Origin of the sequence: Thalassobacillus devorans (genome assembly GCF_900176565.1) — a bacterium.
In the GTDB taxonomy this organism is placed as follows: Bacteria; Bacillota; Bacilli; order Bacillales; family Halobacillaceae; genus Thalassobacillus; species Thalassobacillus devorans_A.
Genome location: NZ_FXEH01000006.1, coordinates 476770 through 496294, shown reverse-complemented (window position 1 = coordinate 496294; position 19525 = coordinate 476770). Strand labels below are relative to the sequence as shown.

18 protein-coding genes are annotated in these 19525 nt (G+C 43.3%); 2 read left to right on the top strand and 16 right to left on the bottom strand.

Going from position 1 to position 19525, the window contains the following annotated elements; genetic code table 11:
- Positions 1-101 precede the first annotated feature (101 nt).
- The 10 genes from B9Y67_RS13315 to B9Y67_RS13270 form a co-directional block, all read right to left on the bottom strand.
- Positions 102-1529 carry an amidase gene (locus B9Y67_RS13315; protein ID WP_085507186.1) on the bottom strand — a complete coding sequence of 476 codons (1428 nt, stop codon included), beginning with the start codon at positions 1527-1529 and terminating at the stop codon, positions 102-104.
- Positions 1522-1707 carry a hypothetical protein gene (locus tag B9Y67_RS13310; RefSeq protein ID WP_085507184.1) on the bottom strand — a complete coding sequence of 62 codons (186 nt, stop codon included), beginning with the start codon at positions 1705-1707 and terminating at the stop codon, positions 1522-1524. The genes B9Y67_RS13315 and B9Y67_RS13310 overlap by 8 nt, the downstream gene beginning before the upstream one ends.
- A gap of 253 nt (positions 1708-1960) precedes the next feature.
- Positions 1961-2719 carry a creatininase family protein gene (locus tag B9Y67_RS13305; protein ID WP_176224001.1) on the bottom strand — a complete coding sequence of 253 codons (759 nt, stop codon included), beginning with the start codon at positions 2717-2719 and terminating at the stop codon, positions 1961-1963.
- The gene (locus B9Y67_RS13300) at positions 2703-3920 is read right to left on the bottom strand and encodes a M20 peptidase aminoacylase family protein (RefSeq protein ID WP_085507180.1); all 1218 of its coding nucleotides are present in this window, start codon (positions 3918-3920) and stop codon (positions 2703-2705) included. The genes B9Y67_RS13305 and B9Y67_RS13300 overlap by 17 nt, the downstream gene beginning before the upstream one ends.
- Positions 3892-4719, bottom strand: coding sequence for a GNAT family N-acetyltransferase (locus tag B9Y67_RS13295; RefSeq protein WP_085507178.1), 828 nt, complete (start codon positions 4717-4719; stop codon positions 3892-3894). The genes B9Y67_RS13300 and B9Y67_RS13295 overlap by 29 nt, the downstream gene beginning before the upstream one ends.
- Entirely contained in the window at positions 4697-6307 is a 1611-nt protein-coding gene (locus tag B9Y67_RS13290) for an N-acyl-D-amino-acid deacylase family protein (RefSeq protein WP_085507176.1), read from the bottom strand. The genes B9Y67_RS13295 and B9Y67_RS13290 overlap by 23 nt, the downstream gene beginning before the upstream one ends.
- A gap of 13 nt (positions 6308-6320) precedes the next feature.
- The gene (menC, locus tag B9Y67_RS13285; protein WP_085507174.1) at positions 6321-7451 is read right to left on the bottom strand and encodes an o-succinylbenzoate synthase; all 1131 of its coding nucleotides are present in this window, start codon (positions 7449-7451) and stop codon (positions 6321-6323) included.
- A complete protein-coding gene (locus B9Y67_RS13280; protein ID WP_254901802.1) occupies positions 7438-8367 on the bottom strand; it encodes a MurR/RpiR family transcriptional regulator in 930 nt (309 codons plus the stop codon). The genes menC and B9Y67_RS13280 overlap by 14 nt, the downstream gene beginning before the upstream one ends.
- A gap of 15 nt (positions 8368-8382) precedes the next feature.
- The gene (panF, locus tag B9Y67_RS13275) at positions 8383-9882 is read right to left on the bottom strand and encodes a sodium/pantothenate symporter (RefSeq protein WP_085507171.1); all 1500 of its coding nucleotides are present in this window, start codon (positions 9880-9882) and stop codon (positions 8383-8385) included.
- Positions 9882-10181, bottom strand: coding sequence for a YhdT family protein (locus B9Y67_RS13270; protein WP_085507170.1), 300 nt, complete (start codon positions 10179-10181; stop codon positions 9882-9884). Before B9Y67_RS13270 ends, panF begins: the two co-directional genes overlap by 1 nt.
- 500 nt (positions 10182-10681) lie before the next feature.
- On the opposite strand from B9Y67_RS13270, the gene B9Y67_RS13265 reads away from it, so the two are divergent.
- Positions 10682-12613: an alkyl/aryl-sulfatase gene (locus B9Y67_RS13265; RefSeq protein WP_085507169.1), complete on the top strand. Its 1932-nt coding sequence runs from the start codon at positions 10682-10684 to the stop codon at positions 12611-12613.
- An 85-nt stretch (positions 12614-12698) separates the two neighbouring features.
- Here B9Y67_RS13265 and B9Y67_RS13260 read toward each other — a convergent pair whose 3' ends face one another.
- The 6 genes from B9Y67_RS13260 to B9Y67_RS13235 form a co-directional block, all read right to left on the bottom strand.
- Complete coding sequence (locus B9Y67_RS13260; protein WP_085507168.1) at positions 12699-13115, bottom strand: hypothetical protein; 417 nt, start codon at positions 13113-13115, stop codon at positions 12699-12701.
- A 170-nt stretch (positions 13116-13285) separates the two neighbouring features.
- Positions 13286-13939 carry a lysozyme family protein gene (locus B9Y67_RS13255; protein ID WP_085507167.1) on the bottom strand — a complete coding sequence of 218 codons (654 nt, stop codon included), beginning with the start codon at positions 13937-13939 and terminating at the stop codon, positions 13286-13288.
- Between the two features lie 296 nt (positions 13940-14235).
- Positions 14236-15246, bottom strand: coding sequence for a FecCD family ABC transporter permease (locus B9Y67_RS13250; protein ID WP_085507166.1), 1011 nt, complete (start codon positions 15244-15246; stop codon positions 14236-14238).
- Entirely contained in the window at positions 15243-16253 is a 1011-nt protein-coding gene (locus B9Y67_RS13245; RefSeq protein WP_085507165.1) for a FecCD family ABC transporter permease, read from the bottom strand. Before B9Y67_RS13245 ends, B9Y67_RS13250 begins: the two co-directional genes overlap by 4 nt.
- A 199-nt stretch (positions 16254-16452) precedes the next feature.
- Complete coding sequence (locus B9Y67_RS13240; protein ID WP_085507164.1) at positions 16453-17382, bottom strand: iron-hydroxamate ABC transporter substrate-binding protein; 930 nt, start codon at positions 17380-17382, stop codon at positions 16453-16455.
- On the bottom strand, positions 17333-18178 hold the full coding sequence (locus B9Y67_RS13235; RefSeq protein ID WP_085507163.1) for an ABC transporter ATP-binding protein: 846 nt from the start codon (positions 18176-18178) through the stop codon (positions 17333-17335). Before B9Y67_RS13235 ends, B9Y67_RS13240 begins: the two co-directional genes overlap by 50 nt.
- A 154-nt stretch (positions 18179-18332) precedes the next feature.
- Here B9Y67_RS13235 and B9Y67_RS13230 point away from each other — a divergent pair, with 154 nt between their 5' ends.
- A complete protein-coding gene (locus B9Y67_RS13230) occupies positions 18333-19382 on the top strand; it encodes an NAD(P)/FAD-dependent oxidoreductase (RefSeq protein WP_085507162.1) in 1050 nt (349 codons plus the stop codon).
- Positions 19383-19525: the final 143 nt, after the last annotated feature.

Here is a 19525-nt window from a genome sequence, read left to right as displayed (position 1 = left end):
CAGTTCAAATTTTGCCCAATAATAACTGAATGCAATCCCCCTCCTTCCATTCAGAAAAAAGCCCGGCACGCAGGCTGGGCTTTTAAAAATCTTCCTCTTTTTTAAACCAGTTTGCTTTCGGACAACTTTGGTTTCATTCCGTTCATCGGATTCGTTTTTTCAAAAGCATACGCCGCTCTCAGTACATCTTCTTCCTTAAACGCTTTGCCCATGATCTGCATACCTACCGGCAGCCCGTTGCTCAATCCGCAAGGGATAGACAAGGATGGCAGGCCAGTCAGGTTACCTGGGAGTGTAAAGCGGATGATGTGATCGAGGAAGTTCACAATTTCCTCATTCAATGACAGCGTGTCTGCTCCGATATCAATTGGTGTAAAAGGAAGTGTAGGAGTAATCATGACATCCACTTGCTTCATTGCTTCAGCAAATTCCACATCGAGCTTTCTCCGAATTTGCTGGGCCTGCAAATAGTCTACCGCTGATGGAACTTCACCTGCTTCCAAAAGCAATCTTACATCCTCCCCAAAATCCTGGGCCCGTTCCTTTAAGTTTGCGTGATGGACGGTACTCGCTTCCGTCATGATAGTAATGAGCTCAGCAAACTCAGCATTTTTCAAAGATGGAATTTCTACATGAACGACACTCGCTCCCCTATCTTCTAACTTTCGAATGCCTGCCCTTACCAGTGATTCCACCTCTGGATCGACGTTCCGGAAGAAATAGTCTTCATTAATGCCGATTACCATACCACCAATGTCTTCATTCAAGTTCTTGGTATAGGCAGCTGTCGGTACATCGACGGTGGTCGGGTCATTACGATCGAAGCCGGCGATTGCTTCTAATAAAATCGCTGCATCCGTCACCGTTTTCGTCATCGGTCCAATATGATCGAGTGACCAGGCAAGCGGGAAACAACCATACTTGCTCACCCGTCCATGAGTCGGCTTCAATCCGATAATACCGCAACTGGAAGCCGGTATCCGGATCGATCCTCCCGTGTCCGTGCCTAGCGAAGCGATGGTCATATCCGCACTCACCGCAGCCCCCGAACCACCGCTTGATCCGCCTGGTATCTTTTCTAAATTCCAAGGGTTCCGGCATGGGCCATAATGAGGATTGGTCGTCGTCGCTCCCCAGGCATATTCATGCATGTTCAGTTTCCCGGTAAAAATGACACCCGCTTCCTTCAGCTTCGATACAACAGTTGCGTCATAGTCCGGGATGAAGTCCTGATGAATTTTTGAACCCATCGTAGCGACTTCCCCTTCGAAATAGAAAATATCTTTCAGCGCCATCGGTATCCCGTGCAGTTTACCGCGGTAATTCCCGTTCAGGATTTCCTTCTCATGTTCCATGGCCATAGCCAGTGACTGATCTTCGGTGATATTAATGTAGGCGTTGACCTGCTCATTCAGATTCTTCGACCGCTCCAGTGTCGCTTTTGTAACCTCAACCGGAGAGACCTCTTTTTCCCGGATTAACCCACTCAACTCATCAATTGTCCTCGAAAACAATTGCACCTTACTCATTGTCATGCCTCCTTAAAGGTCTGTGGTACATGCCAATATCCGAGTCATTCAAATAACGGACATCCAACCCTTTCCTGAGAACATCGAGCCCTTCCATCTGTTGAGCAATCTTGCTGCAGTCTTCTTCTGAAACATTCAGATCTCTCGCTGAAAAATAACTTTTCAACAAATCCTGCACAGCTATCACCCTTTTTTATAAAATTTTCCAATGACCATCTTTAGTACGACAACCAGCTACGGTAACCCTCCTTCCTATGTATTAATCACGCGACTTGTTTTATAAACACAGTTATCTGGTGTATTCTGCAAGATATGATTTATTTCCTTTGATGAATTACGGGAGGTTTTGTTGAAGGTTGTTGAAATGATGCGAACAGACTCAAGCAGAAAAAAAATAACCACTTAATAAGTGGCTATTAGGGTTAATATTATCAACTTTTATAGAATTCTAGCATTTGCTCAGCAGTTTTGTTTCTTATAATTTCCAAAAAATCATTGCCAAACTCCAACCGTGCTTCTTGAGGGTGATCAGAAAACCCGTCAATCTTCCTCCATACGTCATTGTTCTCTATTTTCGCTGCCCCGATGTCTACTTTCATTTCAAGGGGATCTCTACCCGAATCCGCCATTGACAACTGTTCCAATTGGACGAGTTCTGGTTTTAAAGCTAACATCAGAGATGTTTCAAACTGTCCAGCATGCCCGGGAGCCGGGAATAGTTGATGGTCTTTTATGTAGTTCCAGAGATTCTGTTCAGCTAGTGTCCAATAGGACGCCGCTCCTACAGTAACAGGGTGCTTTAATGCCATTTCCCTAGCTGTCAGACGGATAATTTCATCATTTCCACCGTGGCCATTTAGAATAAAAATTTTCTTGAATCCACTTCTAATAACGCTTTCCACCAATTCATTAAGAACCGTCAGAAGCGTATCGATTTTCAAAGAAAGTACACCGGGATATAAGAAATGATGGTGGGAAAAACCAAACGGCATCGAAGGCCCTAAAATGACCGGAATATCCTCTGCTGCCTTTTTTACACTTAATTCAGCAATAGCATTCACTAGGATATTATCCGTCTCCACCGGTAAGTGAGGACCATGCTGCTCGGTTGCTCCGATCGGGAGGACTACCATGGCACGCTCGGATAACTCCCCGATTTGTTCACGAGTCATATTATTCCATTTTAGCATTACTGTTCTCCTCCCTAACGATTTCTTCTTCAAATAGCTCGAGAACCGTTCTAGCCAGGATAGCTGCTCCATTTTCTAAAGCATGATGATTGAACTTCATATCAGGATGATGGAGACCTGGTACCAGGTCTGTTCCTAGACCAATCATCGTAGCATGAAGCCCTTCTTTTTCAAGCGGATAAAAATGAAAGTCTTCGCCTCCGGGTGTAACCGGTGGGTCGACAACCCCGTTTTCACCAAGGACATCTGTTATGGCAGCTCTCACATGGCGTTCCATTCGTTGATTCGGAATGGATGCTGCCATTTTGGCTACTGGATCAAGACTTACCTTACTTCCATTCGCCTCTCCTGCTCCCTTTACAGCACGGTTTACCTTATTCAACAACTCATCCATTACCTCATTTTTTTGCGCTCGTATATCGATGCTGAAATCGCCCTGATCGGGGATGAGATTGATGTTGGTTCCACCTGCGTTAATTTGCGTCACTTTGGCAGAGCTGGGGACAGTAGGATCAACTTTGATGCCGTTAACAGCAGAAATAATAGCCCCAATCGCATCTACGACATTGACCCCTTGGTTTGGCCGCGAACCATGGGCTTGGACACCAGTCACTTTCCCTTTCAGTAAGGTTGCTGCACCATGGTAAATCGCTGGAGATGCCTGGCCGAATCGTAGCTCTATCTTGGGCCGGACATGGATGCCCAATAAGTAATCAACATCCTCCAGAACACCGTCCTCTACCATCGCAAGGGCACCTTTCCCTGTTTCTTCTGCAGGCTGAAAAATGATTTTAAAATTACCGTACTCGGGTTTGAAACCCATTTCCTTTAGACATTTGATCGCACTAAGTACCATCGTCATATGGGCATCGTGTCCACAGGAATGATTAGCTTTCCATTCCCCGTTGACCGGCTGCCAAAGAGCGTCCATATCCGTGCGAATAGCTGCCGTCGGACCTTCTTTTTTTCCTTGCCAGCTGGCAACCACCCCACAGTGATTTTCAAATGTTTGATAGGACAATTCAAATTTATTCAATTTGGTAATGAGATAATCCCTTGTTTTCTCTTCTTTCCAACTTACTTCGGCAAGATCATGTAAGTCTTCAAAAGTTTGATAAATCCAATCCTTATTTGACTCCAGCCAATCTTTAAGTGTTATGGTTTGGATATTTCTACACCTCCCGCTTACTTTCCAAAACATAATAGCCGACGTCCTCACCTCGTAGGACACCAACTACCGTGTAACCTTTTCCTAACAGCTTGTTTGTTAGCTTCCTTACTGTCATTCTCCATTGGTAGACAAGTTCAGGATAACTAACTTTTAATTTTTGACAATCTTTCGGGACAGGTAGTAAGTAACCTTTTTCGTTTTCTTCTATCACTTTTAAATGGAGTGGAATTATTTTATCTTCAACTTTTCTAAAATCTAGTATACGCTTATAGTCATTCCAAAAGGAGGGAGGATTTTTATCCCCTAATGATGCTTGTTGTACCTTGGAAGATTTAAGGTCCCATTCTACGAGAAAACGATCGGATGGTAAACCTTCGTTTATTTTATCCCCCATCTCACCATAGTAAGAAGGAATATAGGTTTGAACATGTCCTCCAAGCTTAACTAGGTTAAGATAACCATTTCTTATTTCTAAGGGATCAAAAGTCCAGGTCATCTTTTCATAACCATATTCAATCGCCCACTGCCTCTGTTCCCATTTTAGACGTTCTCCTATCCCCTGGTTTCTGTTTTCAGCAGAAATCGCCATCATGTGCGAACATAAGTGAATTCCCTTCAATCCCTTAGCCACACCAGGAAATCCATAACAAAAACCAACGAGTTCATTGTCAATCCAAGCACCGATAACCACTCCCCCATTATGAATGGCAGCAACAAGCTGAGGGAGAGTAGTTACTACCTCCTCCCCCCACACATTCAGCTGTAAATCTACTATCTCTAATAAATCGTCCAGTTCAGTTACGGGTTTATAGGTATAGGTTGCTTGCATGGCTACTCGACTCCCGCCTTAAAACCTTTCCATTTGTTTCTCCAGTATACTCTCCATCTCTAACCGCAATAGCTCCGTTAACCAGTACATGTTGAATGCCTACAGGTTCTTCAAGAGGACTTTCATACGTAGCTTTATCATTGATAGTATCTGGATCGAAGATGACAATATCTGCTGCATAACCCTCGCGAATTAGCCCCCTGTCTTTCAAACGAAGCAACTGAGCTGGAGCTCCAGACATTTTACGAATTGCCTGTTCTAAGGTTAATGCCTGCTTTTCACGGACAAACCTGCCCAACACACGTGGATAGGTTCCATATAATCTTGGATGTGGCTTCCCACCAAAGATGCCATCTGAACCTACAATCTGTAATGGATGTTGCATCCCATAAATAACATCATCTTCATTCCCCCAGTGAACGACCATTGTCACGCCGGCACTCTCTTCTACTAGAAGATCAAATGCTGCGTAGGCTGGATCTTTCCCTTTCTTTTCTGCTATTTCGATCAAATTTTTCCCTTCTACCCAGCGGTTTTGTTCTGTTGATACTGAAGTAATAGTGATGTTTTCCCACCCACAGTTGTATACCCAGTTTTCATAATCTGTGTTATTTTCAATATCTTCTTTAATCCGTTCACGAGTATCAGGGTCTTTCAATTTTTCTAACATTTCTACCGTACCGCCGGAATGCATCCAGGGAGGCAATATTGCGTGGAATACGGTGGATCCAGCGGTATATGGGTATTGATCAAATGTAATTTCAATACCTTCCCTTCTTCCTTCATCCATCTTCTCTAAGGCTTTTTCGAATTTATCTCGATTGATTTTACCAGCTACCTTAAAATGTGAAACATGGAGACGTACACCTGATTGTCGTGCAACATCAATCACCTCATCCAAAGCTTCCAGAGAGTGATTACTTTCGTTTCTTATATGAACCACGAAACACCCATCATACTTTGCTGACCCTTTACAAATTTCAATCAATTCTTCTTTATTGGAGAAAACATTCGGCGGATAAACAAGTCCTGAAGATACACCATAAGCTCCTTCTCTCATTCCTTCTTCAACAAGGGCTCTCATTTCGTCCATTTCTTCTTTGGTCGCTTTACGACCATCAAACCCCATCACTAATGTACGAACCGCTCCATGTGGTACTAAATAAGTACCATTACCTGCGATATCAGAACGATCCAGGAATTCTAAGTACTCTTCAATTGAATTCCACGGCCATTCCCCAATGTCCCCATTCAGTCCTTTTAGTTGCTTTTGCCAGAGTGGCTTTGTTTCTTCAGAGACAGGTGCAACCGAAATACCATCCTGCCCAAATAATTCGGTCGTTACCCCTTGCATAACTTTTATTTTATGAATATCGGGCCTGGTACAAAGTAAGTCAGAATGAACATGGGTATCAATAAATCCTGGTGAAACGGCTAAATCAGATGCATCAATTATTTCGGTTGCTGATTCTCCCTTTAAATCTCCCATTTTAGCGATTTTTCCATCCTTTACCCCGATATCAAGTTTTGTCCAAGGATTTTCTGTGCCATCCAACACTTTTCCATACCGTATAATAATGTCATACATAATATTTCCTCCTTTAAAAATAAGCCTTTTCTTTTAAAAATTCCTCTTCCTCTACCAAATAGTTACGTAATACATGCTCATTAATGTTGTAACCGATTCCCGAATTGGAAGGGACCTCCAGCTTACCAGGTTTATTAAAAGTCACCTCAGGTTCTACGATGTCCCTCTCCCAATAACGACTAGAAGCTGAGGTATCACCTGGTATAGTAAAGTTAGCCAATGAAGATAAAGCGATATTGTGGGCTCTGCCAACTCCCGCTTCCAGCATACCCCCGCACCATACCGGAATACCGTTTTCGTTACAAAAGTCGTGAATTTTCTTTGCTTCTGTCAGACCGCCAACTCGGCCAATTTTTATATTGATAATTTTGCAGCTCCCAAGTTCTACCGCTTTCTTTGCATCTTCAAGTGAGTGAATGCTTTCGTCCAAACAGACAGGTGTCGAGATAAGTCGTTGCAGCTTAGCATGATCAATGATGTCATCATGAGATAGAGGCTGCTCGATCATCATTAAGTTGAACTGGTCTAATTCCTTTAATAAATTTATTTGATCTAGGGAATAAGCGGAATTAGCATCTGCCATCAATGGTACGTCCTCACCAAATTCCTTCCTGATTGCCATTATCGGTTCAATATCAAAACCTGGCTTTATTTTAACCTTGATTTTTTTATAACCTTCTTTCATAAAACGGTCTACCTTTTGTAAAACTTCTGCGACTGTCGGCTCAATCCCAATACTTACACCAACGTCGATCTCTGTTTTTGTACCGCCCAGCACTTCAGAAAGGGGAAGGCCTCTTTGTTTGCTGTATAAGTCCCAGACAGCGCCTTCTAACGTGGCTTTTGCCATGTAGTTACGACGAATAGGTTTAAAGAGCTCGCTTATTTCTTCTGGATGACCGACTTCCTTCTGTTCAAATAGTTTAGGAAGTAAAAATTTCTTTAACATATACCAGACTGTACCAGTGGTTTCTTCATTGTAGACCGGAAAAGGAAGAGAAGCACTTTCTCCATATCCTTCAGCTCCGTCACCATATGCTTTCAATATAATAAATTCTTTATCTGTTAATCTTCCAAAGCTAGTTTCAAATGGCCATTTCAAAGGCATCTTCAGTTTATATAATTTCACTTTATCTATCTTCATCGGCTGCCCCTTTCTTACCAGTTGTCATATCCTCTTTGTTTCTTACAAATGGATAGTATTGTTGGCTTGTCTTCTCATAGTTTTCCACCCTTTTTTGTACCTCTTCCCATTGGGTAGAAGCAACGCCCTGTACCAAGATATTTAACACAGAAAAAATTGGGGCCATCCCCTTCAATGCTGTAGGGGATGGTGTTTCTACTCTCCAGATTCGATCTGCCAATAACCCCACCGGCGACAATTCGTTATCCGTTATGGCAATAACTTTCGCTCCCTTATCCTTAGCTGCTTTTACAAACTTTGCTGTCTCTTCTGCATATCTTGGAAAAGATAATGCGATTACAGAACTTTTTTCATCCATTTCAGAAATGGTCTGAATCGCATCGTCGATTTCCCCGCGATAAAGACGTGTGTTTCCTCTGACGATATTCAGGCTGAAGGCTAACCAGTTAGCTGGTGCATAGGAACTGCGAAACCCTACCACAAATGTTTTTTCTGATGAAATCACCATGTCAATGACCGGCTGGTAATTCTGATTACTGATATTCCGAATGGTTTTCTCTATATAATGCATATCCTGAATCATGAGGTATTCAGGGAGATTGTCCTCTTCACTCAGCTTTGTAGTTGAAGTCCTAAACTTTACTAATGGATCTATTTCCTGCTTCTCATTCAACAAAGAAGCCTGTACTTCTTTTTGTAATTGGCTATAACCTGATAATTCAAGAGAGTAGCATAGCCTTATAACCGTGGTTTCACTTGTCCCCGACTTTTCCCCCACTTCTTTCGCTGTGTGAAATGCAACTTGTTTGGGATGTTCAAGTATATATTTTGCAACTATTTGTTGGCGATTGGTCATAGTATTGTATTTTTTCCGAATTAAATCGTTGATGTATCCCATCTTATAAACCCTTTCCATACCTTTTTGTTACTACTAAAGTGATCCCCCGCCTACCTTGCTATGCGGCTGACCGACTTTATCCGTTCCCCAGAACTTTTTAACCACCTGGAATGATGGTGCTGGCGTTAAATAGCTGACAGTAATCATGGCAATGATAGACAATGCTGTAGCCGTTACGATCGTCTGCATACCAAATGGATTTGGGAACCATTGACCCATGATAATATAACTGATTAAGCCAATGTACATGGAAGTAATTGCCCCCCAAGTATTAGCCCTTTTCCAATATAACCCGAACACGATTGGGGCAAAGAACGTTGCTTCTAGACCACCAATAGCGTAGACAACGACCAACTGCAAATAATCCGGTGGTGTCAATGCAAATAAAACGACCCCTACACCTAACAGTAATGTAGTAATATACGAAAGTTTAGCTATTTTTCTGTCACTGGCCTTCGGATTAATGTAATTTAAATAAATATCCTTTACAATCGAGGCACTAGTAACTAACAGCATGGAATCCACAGTGGACATGATTGCTGCTAACGGTGCAGCCAGAATTAATCCAGCTACCCATCCTGGCATCAAATCCAGAATCAGTGTTGGTAAGGCCAAGTCAGCGACTGCAATTTCCGGGTACATCACTTTTACAAACGGCCCAAGCGTTGCAAACCCAATTGAAAACAGCGCCATAATGATACCACTGTATATCAAAGATTTATGCATCGCATCGGTGTTTTTAAACGTCATCCCTCTGACAGATGCATGGGGGAGGCCGATAGCTGCAATTCCAAATAACATAAAGTAAGAAAACAACATGGCAGGTGTTGCTCCACCAGCACCTGGAATCTCCACCATTTCCGGATGGTTTGCCGATAATTCACCAATCATGCCTGTAAAGCCTTCAGTCTTAATCATGAATACAATCCAGAGTATAACTCCACCCAGTATCATCATGATCCCTTGGATAGCATCCGTCAGTGCAACGGCACGGAATCCTCCATAAACGGTATATAGCACTACAGCTAAACCAAAGATTATCAAGCCTGTTTTATACGGAAGACCAGTTATGGATTCCAGAATTCTGGCACCCCCAACAAACTGAGCAACCATATAGGCGCTAATGAAAATGATGACACCAAGCGAACTCCCGATTACTACTGCTTTACTTTGATACCGTTCCTTCAGAAAGTCTGTTAAAGTTACGGCATTAATCTTTCGGGCCATAATCGCAAACTTTTTACCGAGAATACCCAGAATGTAAACTCCCATCCCCACTTGTGTAAGAAGGATAAGCACCCAACTAAAACCCTGGTCGTAAGCGACACCTGGTGAACCAATGAATGTACCGGCACTTGCTGCCGATGCAAGAAGTGTAAAAGTCAACACAATCGGTCCAAGTGAACGACCTCCGATGAAGTACTCCTCTTGAAAGCTTGTCTTTCTATGTTTAATGTGCTTATGCAACATACCACCTATGGCAAATGTGACAAATAAGTATAAAAAAATCGGAATCAGAACATCCCAGGCCATTAGTAATCACCTCTCGAATCTTCTTCTGCTTCAATTGACATATCTTTGTAGAAAAACTTCACCATGAAATAAGGAAGTACACAAAACACCGAACTACCGATAATTCCCCCCCAGAAAAACCAGGCAGGAAAACCCAGTATATAATTCATTGATTCCGCCGATTTATTAAGGCCGATGCCTATAGCAACTCCACCTACAATTAAGATATTAATCACAAATAATCCAAGGGTCGCCCACATCTCTTTTGTACATTGCCGAAACCTAGGGTCTTCAACAAACTCCTCGTTTTCTCGTTGCATTACACATTCCTCCTTGATTTTTAATGTTAAAGCCTTAAAGCAATAACGGGTGGTTTGACCTTTATATACTCGTCCTCCTTCTTGTTAAATACTTGTGATGAGATGAATGCCTGGTTGATGGAAGTGAATAGTCGACTAACTTTGTAAATAGTTATTGGGTAGGTTTGGCAGGATGATAGATGAAGTTTTCTGAAGTGTGAAGTAGCCACTTCAAAAACTTATTTTTATGAAGTATCAACTTTTATTCATTATAAACAGGTTACGAAAAACAAGTCAACACAGTATTAAAAAATTTCAGATAATTTATTTTGAAGTCTTCCTTTATAGGTGGTTTACCCTCCTGAGTGTAACCATTGGAAAATAATTTCTCACAATAATATTTGCCCCTAGGTTAAAGACTACTATACCGCTTTTAGCCCCCTCCTATCATGCGAATTTAAAAGTCGCATATATTATTTTGATGAACACATTAAGCTCACATTACCCCGGGGGTGCCCTTTATGAAATTTAATGAGCACAATCATAATGCACATATACCGCATGATTTAAGAAAAGATGCTACCAGAAAGACAGCGCGAATCAATCATGAAACCTATCAAAAAATCAATTGGAATGAGGTAGAAGTTGAAAATAAACTGGCGAAAGCCGGGATGCTTGTGAATACAAACCTGCCTGTCATCCATAGCCAGGCTTCCGTGTATCCGGTATGGGATCTAAAGAGGTACCGTTTTCTTTTCAATAACTATATCCCTTTTACTGTCAATCCGAAGCTTTGGGTACAGGGGAATTTAAATTTAAATACAGGGTTATTTAAATTTACGGACAATATCTATCAGGTTCGAGGGTTTGATTTAGCGAATATCACGTTCGTCAAAGGAAGTACAGGCTGGATTGTCATTGATTGTTTGACTACCAAAGAGACAGCTGAGGCAGCTATGCGCTTGGTAAATAATTATTTTGGCGAGATTCCTGTAAGTGCGGTCATCATCACCCACTCGCACACCGACCATTATGGAGGGATCTTAGGGGTATTAGAATTTGCTAAAGAAGATGCGATGATTTATGCCCCACAGAATTTTATTCATTCTGTTTTACAAGAGAATGTAAATGCCGGGGTGGCCATGACCCGGCGTGGTGTCTATATGTACGGGTCCGTTTTACCCCGGGATGAGAAAGGGCAGGTCGATAATGGCATCGGAAAAGCTGTATCCATCGGAAACGTTACCTTCACAGACAACATTTTTGAAATTAATGAAGATTACGCAGAACATGAGGTTGATGGGATTGCGATGGAGTTTCAATTAGCTTTGCACACGGAAGCACCATCGGAAATGATCATCTATATCCCAGGTGAACGTTCGTTATGTATTGCCGAGCTTTGTAATGCGACGCTTCATAACTTTTATACATTAAGAGGAGCGGAAGTCAGAGACCCGGTAGCCTGGGCAACCAGCATTCAAAAGGCCATCAATTTATGGGGAGCGGACTTAACGTCCGTATTTGGTGTGCACAACTGGCCCCGTTTTGGAAACGAAGCAGCGATTGACTATTTGGAAAAACAAAGAGATCTATATCAATATATCAATGACCAGACATTAAGGCTGATTAACAAAGGATATACCATTGATGAAGTTGGAAGAATGGTGAAACTTCCAGAACCACTTGCAGGAGAATGGTATAACAGTCAGTTTTATGGAACCGTCAATCATAATGCCAAAGCCGTGTATCAGAAGTATATCGGCTGGTATAATGGGAACCCGGTTAATCTAAATAAATTATTACCGGAAGAATCAGCAAAAAAATATGTCCAATATATGGGTGGCGAGTCCCGTGTGATCGAAAAAGCGAAGCAGGACTTCAAAAAAGGAGAATATCAATGGGTTGCAGAAGTGACCAAACAGGTGATCTTTGCAAACCCAGGTAACAGAGAAGCCAAACTGCTTTGTGCTGATGCTTTAGAACAATTAGGCTATGTGGCGGAATCAGGTCCGTGGCGAAATGTATATTTAACAGGAGCTCAGGAACTGCGCTACGGCATTCTTCCAGCCCGAGGTTCGATTATTACAGAGGATGTATTAAATAGTTTATCTCTCGAAAATGTGCTTTATTTACTTAGTATTCGCATTAAAGGACGAGAAGCTGGGCGTTTTGATTATAAAATCAATTTTGTTATCCCAGACAGAGAAGACACAGTTTCAACCGAGTTGAAGCGCGGGATTTTCCGATATTTACATGATGAATTGGCCGAAGATGCAGCTGTTACGGTTACGATGCCAAAAGAAACGTTATATACGTTAGTTTCTACTAACGAAAAGCCAGATCCTTCCGAGATAAAAGTAGAGAGTGATGTTCGTGCGTGGAATACGTTCTTATCCCTAATCGATTCATTCAATCAAAACTTCCATATTATGACCCCTATCCAAAATAAGTAGAATAAATAAAACCTAATACCTGACACTTATTCATGTCTGATATTAGGTTTTTTAATGTGAATAGAGTATTTATAAAGGTGAAGGATTAAACTACGACCCTTCCTTCTTCCTTCTGGACTTCCATCGCTTCATTAATAAACGGCTGAATGCAGACAAGCGCATTCAAACAATCCAGCTTCTCAAAAGGAATATAAACTTCGTGACGTTTCAAAAGGTGATTACGGCAGCTTGCGATATCAAAATCCAGTACTTTCTGGACCTCCCGTTGCTTTTCTTTGCCAATTCGTGAGTCCGGGTTGCCTGGATCCATATGTAAAACAAGTGACTGATACGCCTTCCCACCATGCAGCGTAGCGAACTGGAATGTTTGCCTTTTTAAACGGTAACCGATGGTCGGCCCCTGGGCGCTATCATCATATTCCACGCCATCCATTTTAGTCAGCGCACGATGAAGGTGTTCAGCTATGATACTATTTTCGAATTCTTTGAGTTTACAAGTCACGCTTTTGCCTCCTTTGAAAAATGAACCTATGTTCATCTTTCCATACTTCGACAAAAAGAGCAAGACTCCATTTTTCCCTGCAAATCCCGATTTATTACTTCTATAGTCCCAATAGAATAGAGAAAAAGGCCGCTTCCTAAGTACCAGACTTAGGTGGCAGCCTCTTTCGCTTACATAATTTCCTCGTTCTCTTCATCATAATAGTTCAAGACCGCATCGACATAATAAATGTCACCGTAACAAGCTTCATACTGCAGTGCCTCTTCGCGAATGCAGCTATAAATACCGGTATGTTCTAACTCTTCGTACTTCTTCGCAGAGAATTCAATCGCCAACGCTTGCGTGTATTCCCCGCCATTATTCCTGACATAATCGATAAATCCAGCTCCGAAATTATACGATTGTAAAGCTAATTTAACGTTATAATCAGCTTTCTCCAGTGTGTGAGCAAAATAGGAAACTCCTTGTTCAATCGATTTTTCCGGATCATCAATACAACCGACAGAACCACAATATGATTCAGAGGCTTGCATGGGATCGTTCCCTCTCCCACTAGATTCTTGCATCATTAAGGCAAGAATAATAGGTACATAATCTTCTATTCCCTCTTCTTTTGCGTATTTCTCCATTTTATCTTCATACTGCAACACTTGCTTTGATAGATTTCCTCTATTTTCATTAGTAAGATTGCTTACATTTATATCAAGCGGGTTGTTTGCAAAAAACTGAATGGCGCCGATGACGATCAGCAGCGGGAGAACATTCTTGAAGAAAAGTTTTCTCAACGCTATTTTAAACTTCCTGTTAGTTTTGCTTCCAGCCATGTCTTCTTCTCCCTCTCGCAGAATATCTATCTATATTCTACCATCCTACGATCAGGTTGGCTCGTAATTAGTATAAACCACCAGCGACACCAAGGGTCTTGAACCTCGCCCCCTCACTTCCATTAGAAATACTTGGCTTATCGCCAAGTCCTTATGGCGAAAGCCAAAGTCTTTCTTATACTTTAATCCTTTAACAAGGTTAAACTTTCTTAAAGTACAAGAAAGACTACTACTGGTAAAAATAACAAAAAGTCATAGCGTTTTATACCGTGGGTGAGTCACCCGGAGCAAGCAAGCTAAACCTTCTTCAACAATAAATAGATAAAATAAGGAGCACCGATCAACGCTGCCATAATCCCTGCAGGAACCCCATCAGGCTCGAGAACATTCCGCCCGATCGTATCCGCAAATAACAGCAGCCACCCACCGAGCAATAAAGCCAAGGGCAGGAACGATTGGTTTCTCGGACCGATTAATGATTTAGCAAGGTGAGGTGCCATCAATCCGATAAAGGCGATCCCCCCGGTTACCGAAACGGCAGAAGCAGCAAGCGCTACGGCCGTAACCAGCAGGACAATCCGTTCTTTTTCAACCGCGAGACCAACGCCAATAGAAACCGGCTCACTTAGTCCTAATAGATTCAGTCGGTTCGACTTATATAAGGTAAAAGGAATCAGGAGTATCAGCCATGGCAGGATGGCAAAAATAAATGGCCAATCAGTACCCCAGATATTCCCCGCGAGCCATTTTGCAATAAAATCTACTTTCTCACGCTCAGCGGATGATATGAGCACGACCATGGCACCGGATAACGCCATCGAGAAGCCGACACCAACCAGGATCAGCCTCGTCGGCTGAATCCCCACTTTTCGCTGATAAGAGAAGACATAGATCAGGCAGGCGGTCAGAAAGGCTCCAACAAAGGCTGCAATCGGAAGAAAATACACGAACGAGCCTGCTTCAATTGGAAAAAACAAAAAGAACACAGCGACTGCAACCCCAGCCCCGGCGTTGATCCCGATAATGCCTGGGTCCGCTAAATCGTTTCGGGTGATCCCCTGCAAAATAGCCCCCGACAGTGCCAGCGCCATCCCTGCCAATAGCGTAATAATGATTCGGGGCAGCCGAATTGAATACAGGACAAATTCTTCTTTAAAGGTTCCGTTTCCAAGCAGCGTCGGGAGAATGCGATCAAAAGATACAGAAGAATAGCCCATCCCCATACTCACCAGGATGGTCACGATAATTAAGACGGTTAGTACCGCCATAAGCATGCGTTGTTTTTTTATAAGAGCCGGATGTATCATGAGAAACTCCTCCCTCCCTTTTGTACGATAAATAGGAAGAATGGCAATCCCATCAGAGAGATGATCGCTACCACCGGTGTTTCATACGGTGCGTTTATCGTCCGGCTGACCGTATCAGCCAACAGCATAAAAGAAGCACCGAATACAGCCGACATCGGGAGGATCGAGCGATAATCCTTCCCGACAATCGGGCGTACGATGTGAGGAATCATCAAGCCAAGAAACGCGATATTCCCGACCACCGCTACGGCAGCGCCGGTCAATAGGATAATCAGGATAAATAAGATCGCCTTGATCTGTGTCGTTTTCTGCCCGAGACCTACGGCTACTTCCTCATTGAGACTGAGGATCGTCAGCTGCCTGGCAAGCAAAAAGGCAATCACCAGTCCAATCAGGATGAATGGCAAGATTACCTGGATTTGTGTCCACGAAACCCCGACCAACCCGCCGGCTGTCCACATCGAGACATCCTTCGATACTTTAAAAGTTAGACTGATCCCTTCCGCCACAGCAAACAAAAACGCAGAAACAGCAGCCCCTGCCAGCACAATCCGAAACGGCGAGAATCCTCCCCTTTTCATCGAGCCGATGCCAAACACGAGCCCTGCCCCTACACCTGCTCCGATAAAACAGGCGATCGTCATCCCTAGATAATTCGTGGTTGGAAAAATGGCCAACGTGACGGCGAGCGCAGCATTAGCCCCTGCCGTCAACCCAAGCAGTCCAGGGTCAGCGAGCGGATTTCTCGTCATTCCCTGCATGATGGCACCGGCAACAGACAAACCCGCACCGACTAAAATAGCGGCGATTTCTCGAGGCAGCCGCAATTCACGGATGATGTTGACGCTTTCCGACTTCACATTAGAAGTAAGCGCCAGCCATACATCGCGTGCTGTCGTCTCTGCTGCACCCAAAAGCATCGCTACTGCGAATGAAAGGCTTAATACGACCAAGCCGATAATAATCTGATATGTAAATGAATGTGTAAGCTGTTTGTCCTTCGTCATAGAAACCCCATCTTCTCTGTAAAATGATTCAAAAAGAAAAGCGCAAGCGCCCGGAAAGACACGACACGCATAAGCAAAACGGCTGGAGGAAGGCGTCCTTCCCTTCCGCAAGACGGGTTGCTTATGTCGCGAGTGTCTGGGCGTCGAAGCTAGCCAAATAAGAAGAGGAATTCAACGGATGAATTCCTCTCATAGATTACTAGTTTAGAAATGCGTCTTGGAATGTCTCCAGCTGATACTCCAATGTCACCGGATCGTTGAAGTAAAACTCCTTGGCATTCACTTCGATGACCTGGTCATTTTCCACGGCCGGGATATTCTTGTACGTATCGGTATCCTGGAAAGAGGTTTCAGAATCGGCATTTTTACTGAACACGATATAATCGCCGGCATACTCCGGAAGTACTTCTGGAGAAATGGCATAGTAGCCGTCTTCGAGCGCCATCTCTTTCACTTTTTCAGGCATCTTCAGGTCCATTTCCTGATAAAGAATTTCTGTGCCTCTTCCCCAGTTATCACCAAATACATATAATTGCTTTTCGAAGTTTTCAATGACGGAAACGGTAGCATCTTCCCCGATTTCAGCACGGATGTCTTCGCCTGCCTGCTGGGCACGTGCTTTAAAATCTTCCACCCATTGTTTCGCTTCTTCTTCTTTGTTCAAAAGTTTTCCGATTTCAATATGCTGCTCTAAATAATCCAGGCTGCCATATGTATAGGTAACAGTTGGAGCGATTTCCTGCAATTTATCGACATTTTTAATGTTGGAAAGTCCAATAATCAAATCTGGGTCAAGCTCAATTATTTTTTCCAGGTTATCATCGGTGACTTCTTCGACACCCTGTAATTCCTCTTCAAATTTTGGGTTCATCTTCGACCAGGCATCAACTCCGACAAGGTTGACATCAAGCGCCATGACATTGCCGGCATAGGAGGATAGTACAACGACTCGTTCCGGGTTCGCCGGTACTTCTACCGGACCATTTTCGGACTCATAGGTAATCGTTTCTGACTTGTCATTTTCCTTGTCACTTTCTGTTTCACCGGAAGCCTCTTCACCTGAAGTACTTCCACATGCGCTAAGAATAAGCACGAATAAGAGCAGGATTGGCATAAGTATCTTTTTCATTGTCGTCTTCTCCTTTAAGTAAGTTATAAGTGATACACATTGGTTTATTGGTGCGGGGGTCTTTGCCGATTTCCGCATCAATCTTGAATACTTCCTGGAGGACTTCCCGCTGGATCACCGCTTCACTCGATCCGGCTTTCACAACTTTTCCGTCTTTCAACGCGATGATATGATCGGCAAACCGGGCGGCCTGGTTCAAATCATGCAGCACCATAACAATTGTCCGGCCCTGTTCCCTGTTCAATTTCTGCAAAAGTTCCAGAACCTCGAGCTGGTGGGCCATATCCAAATAGGTCGTCGGTTCATCAAGGAAAATCATCTCGGTTTCCTGGGCAAGGGACATAGCAATCCAGACCCGCTGACGCTGCCCGCCGGACAACGCATCGACAGGCTGGTATTTGAATGGCAGGATTCCAGTCTCTTCAAGCGCCCAGTCAATGACCTCGATATCCTTTTTGTTCAAACGGCCGAACCCTTTCTGGTAAGGAAATCGCCCATAAGAAACCAGCTCCCCAACCGTCAGCCCGGCAGCGCTTTCCGGGTTCTGTGGGAGAATCGCCATCTTTTTGGCGAGGGATTTTGTATCTTCCCTCGAGATACTGGCACCATCAAGAATCACCGATCCTGATTGATATGGAATGATCCGTGTCATCGCTTTTAACAAGGTGGATTTCCCACACCCATTGGAACCGATGATCGTGGTGATTTTCTGATCTGGTATTTCCAACGTCAAATCACTGACAATCGTTTTTTCCCCATAGCCGATATGTAGACGTTCAGTTGATAAACGGCGCATCGTGAAGCCTCCAAATAAAATATTTTGTTGAGAATGATTATCACTTTCGTTTATAATGATACTATAAGTCGGCTCACTCGCTTTGTCAACAACATTTTCCATATAAAGTTTATCGGTTTAAATGGTTTTTACATATTGGAGGGGGAGTTATTCAATGGGAAAGGAAATTTTTGATGTTACGATTATCGGCGGAGGTCCTGCGGGGCTTTATTCTGCCTTTTACAGTGGACTACGGGAAATGAAAACAAAAATCATCGAATTCCAGCCGCAATTAGGCGGGAAAGTTCAAATATATCCTGAAAAAATGGTCTGGGATGTCGGCGGCCTCCCTCCCGTTCCAGGAAAGCAGCTCATGGACCAAATGATCGAACAGGGATTAACGTTCAACCCGGAAGTCGTTCTCAATGAAAAAGTCGTTTCCATTTCACGGGATGAAACTGGCACCTTTCTACTCGAAGCGGCTTCAGGAAGAATTCATTATTCCAAAACTGTCATTGTTGCAGTAGGAAGCGGTATCTTAATGCCACAGAAGCTGAACATTGAAGGAGCGGAGAGATTCGAACTTGGCAACCTGCACTATACCGTGAAATCACTGAAAACATTTAAAGATAAAACCGTCATCATATCCGGCGGCGGGAATTCAGCGATCGATTGGGCGAATGAACTGGAACCAGTCGCCAAAAAAGTTTACTTAGCTTACCGGAAAGATTGCCTGAACGGGCATGAAGCGCAAATTACCCAATTAGAAAACAGTTCGGTAGAATGTTTCCCTTATACCACGATTTCAAAGTTGTTGGCTTCAGAAGATCATGAAACCATCTCACAGGTGGAACTGACCAGCAATCAGACTGGGGAGAGTTTTTACTTAGAGGTAGATGACGTCATTGTCAACCACGGCTTCGACCAGGACACCTCGTTACTGAAAAACACTAAATTTGATATCCAGCTAGTCGATCAGTACTTCGTAAAAGGAACGGCAACGAGCGAAACCTCGGTGGAAGGCGTCTATGCAGCAGGAGATATCCTGAACCATGAAGGAAAGCTGAACCTGATCGCCGGCGCCTTCCAGGACGCAGCCAATGCCGTCAACAAAGCCAAACAATTCATTGAGCCGGATGCAAATGCTGTGGCCATGGTGTCTTCTCATAACGAAGTTTTCAAAAAGAGAAACCGTGAATTAGTCAGAGAAATGACGAAGAGTTAGACCCCCCCAACACTAAAACAAGCACCCATTCATGCAGGTGCTTGTTTTTTAGTTATGCCTACCCACCAAGGGTGCCTGAACCTCACCCACACACTTCCACAACAAAAACTAATATTGGTAAATCTAAAACCTATCCATAGATC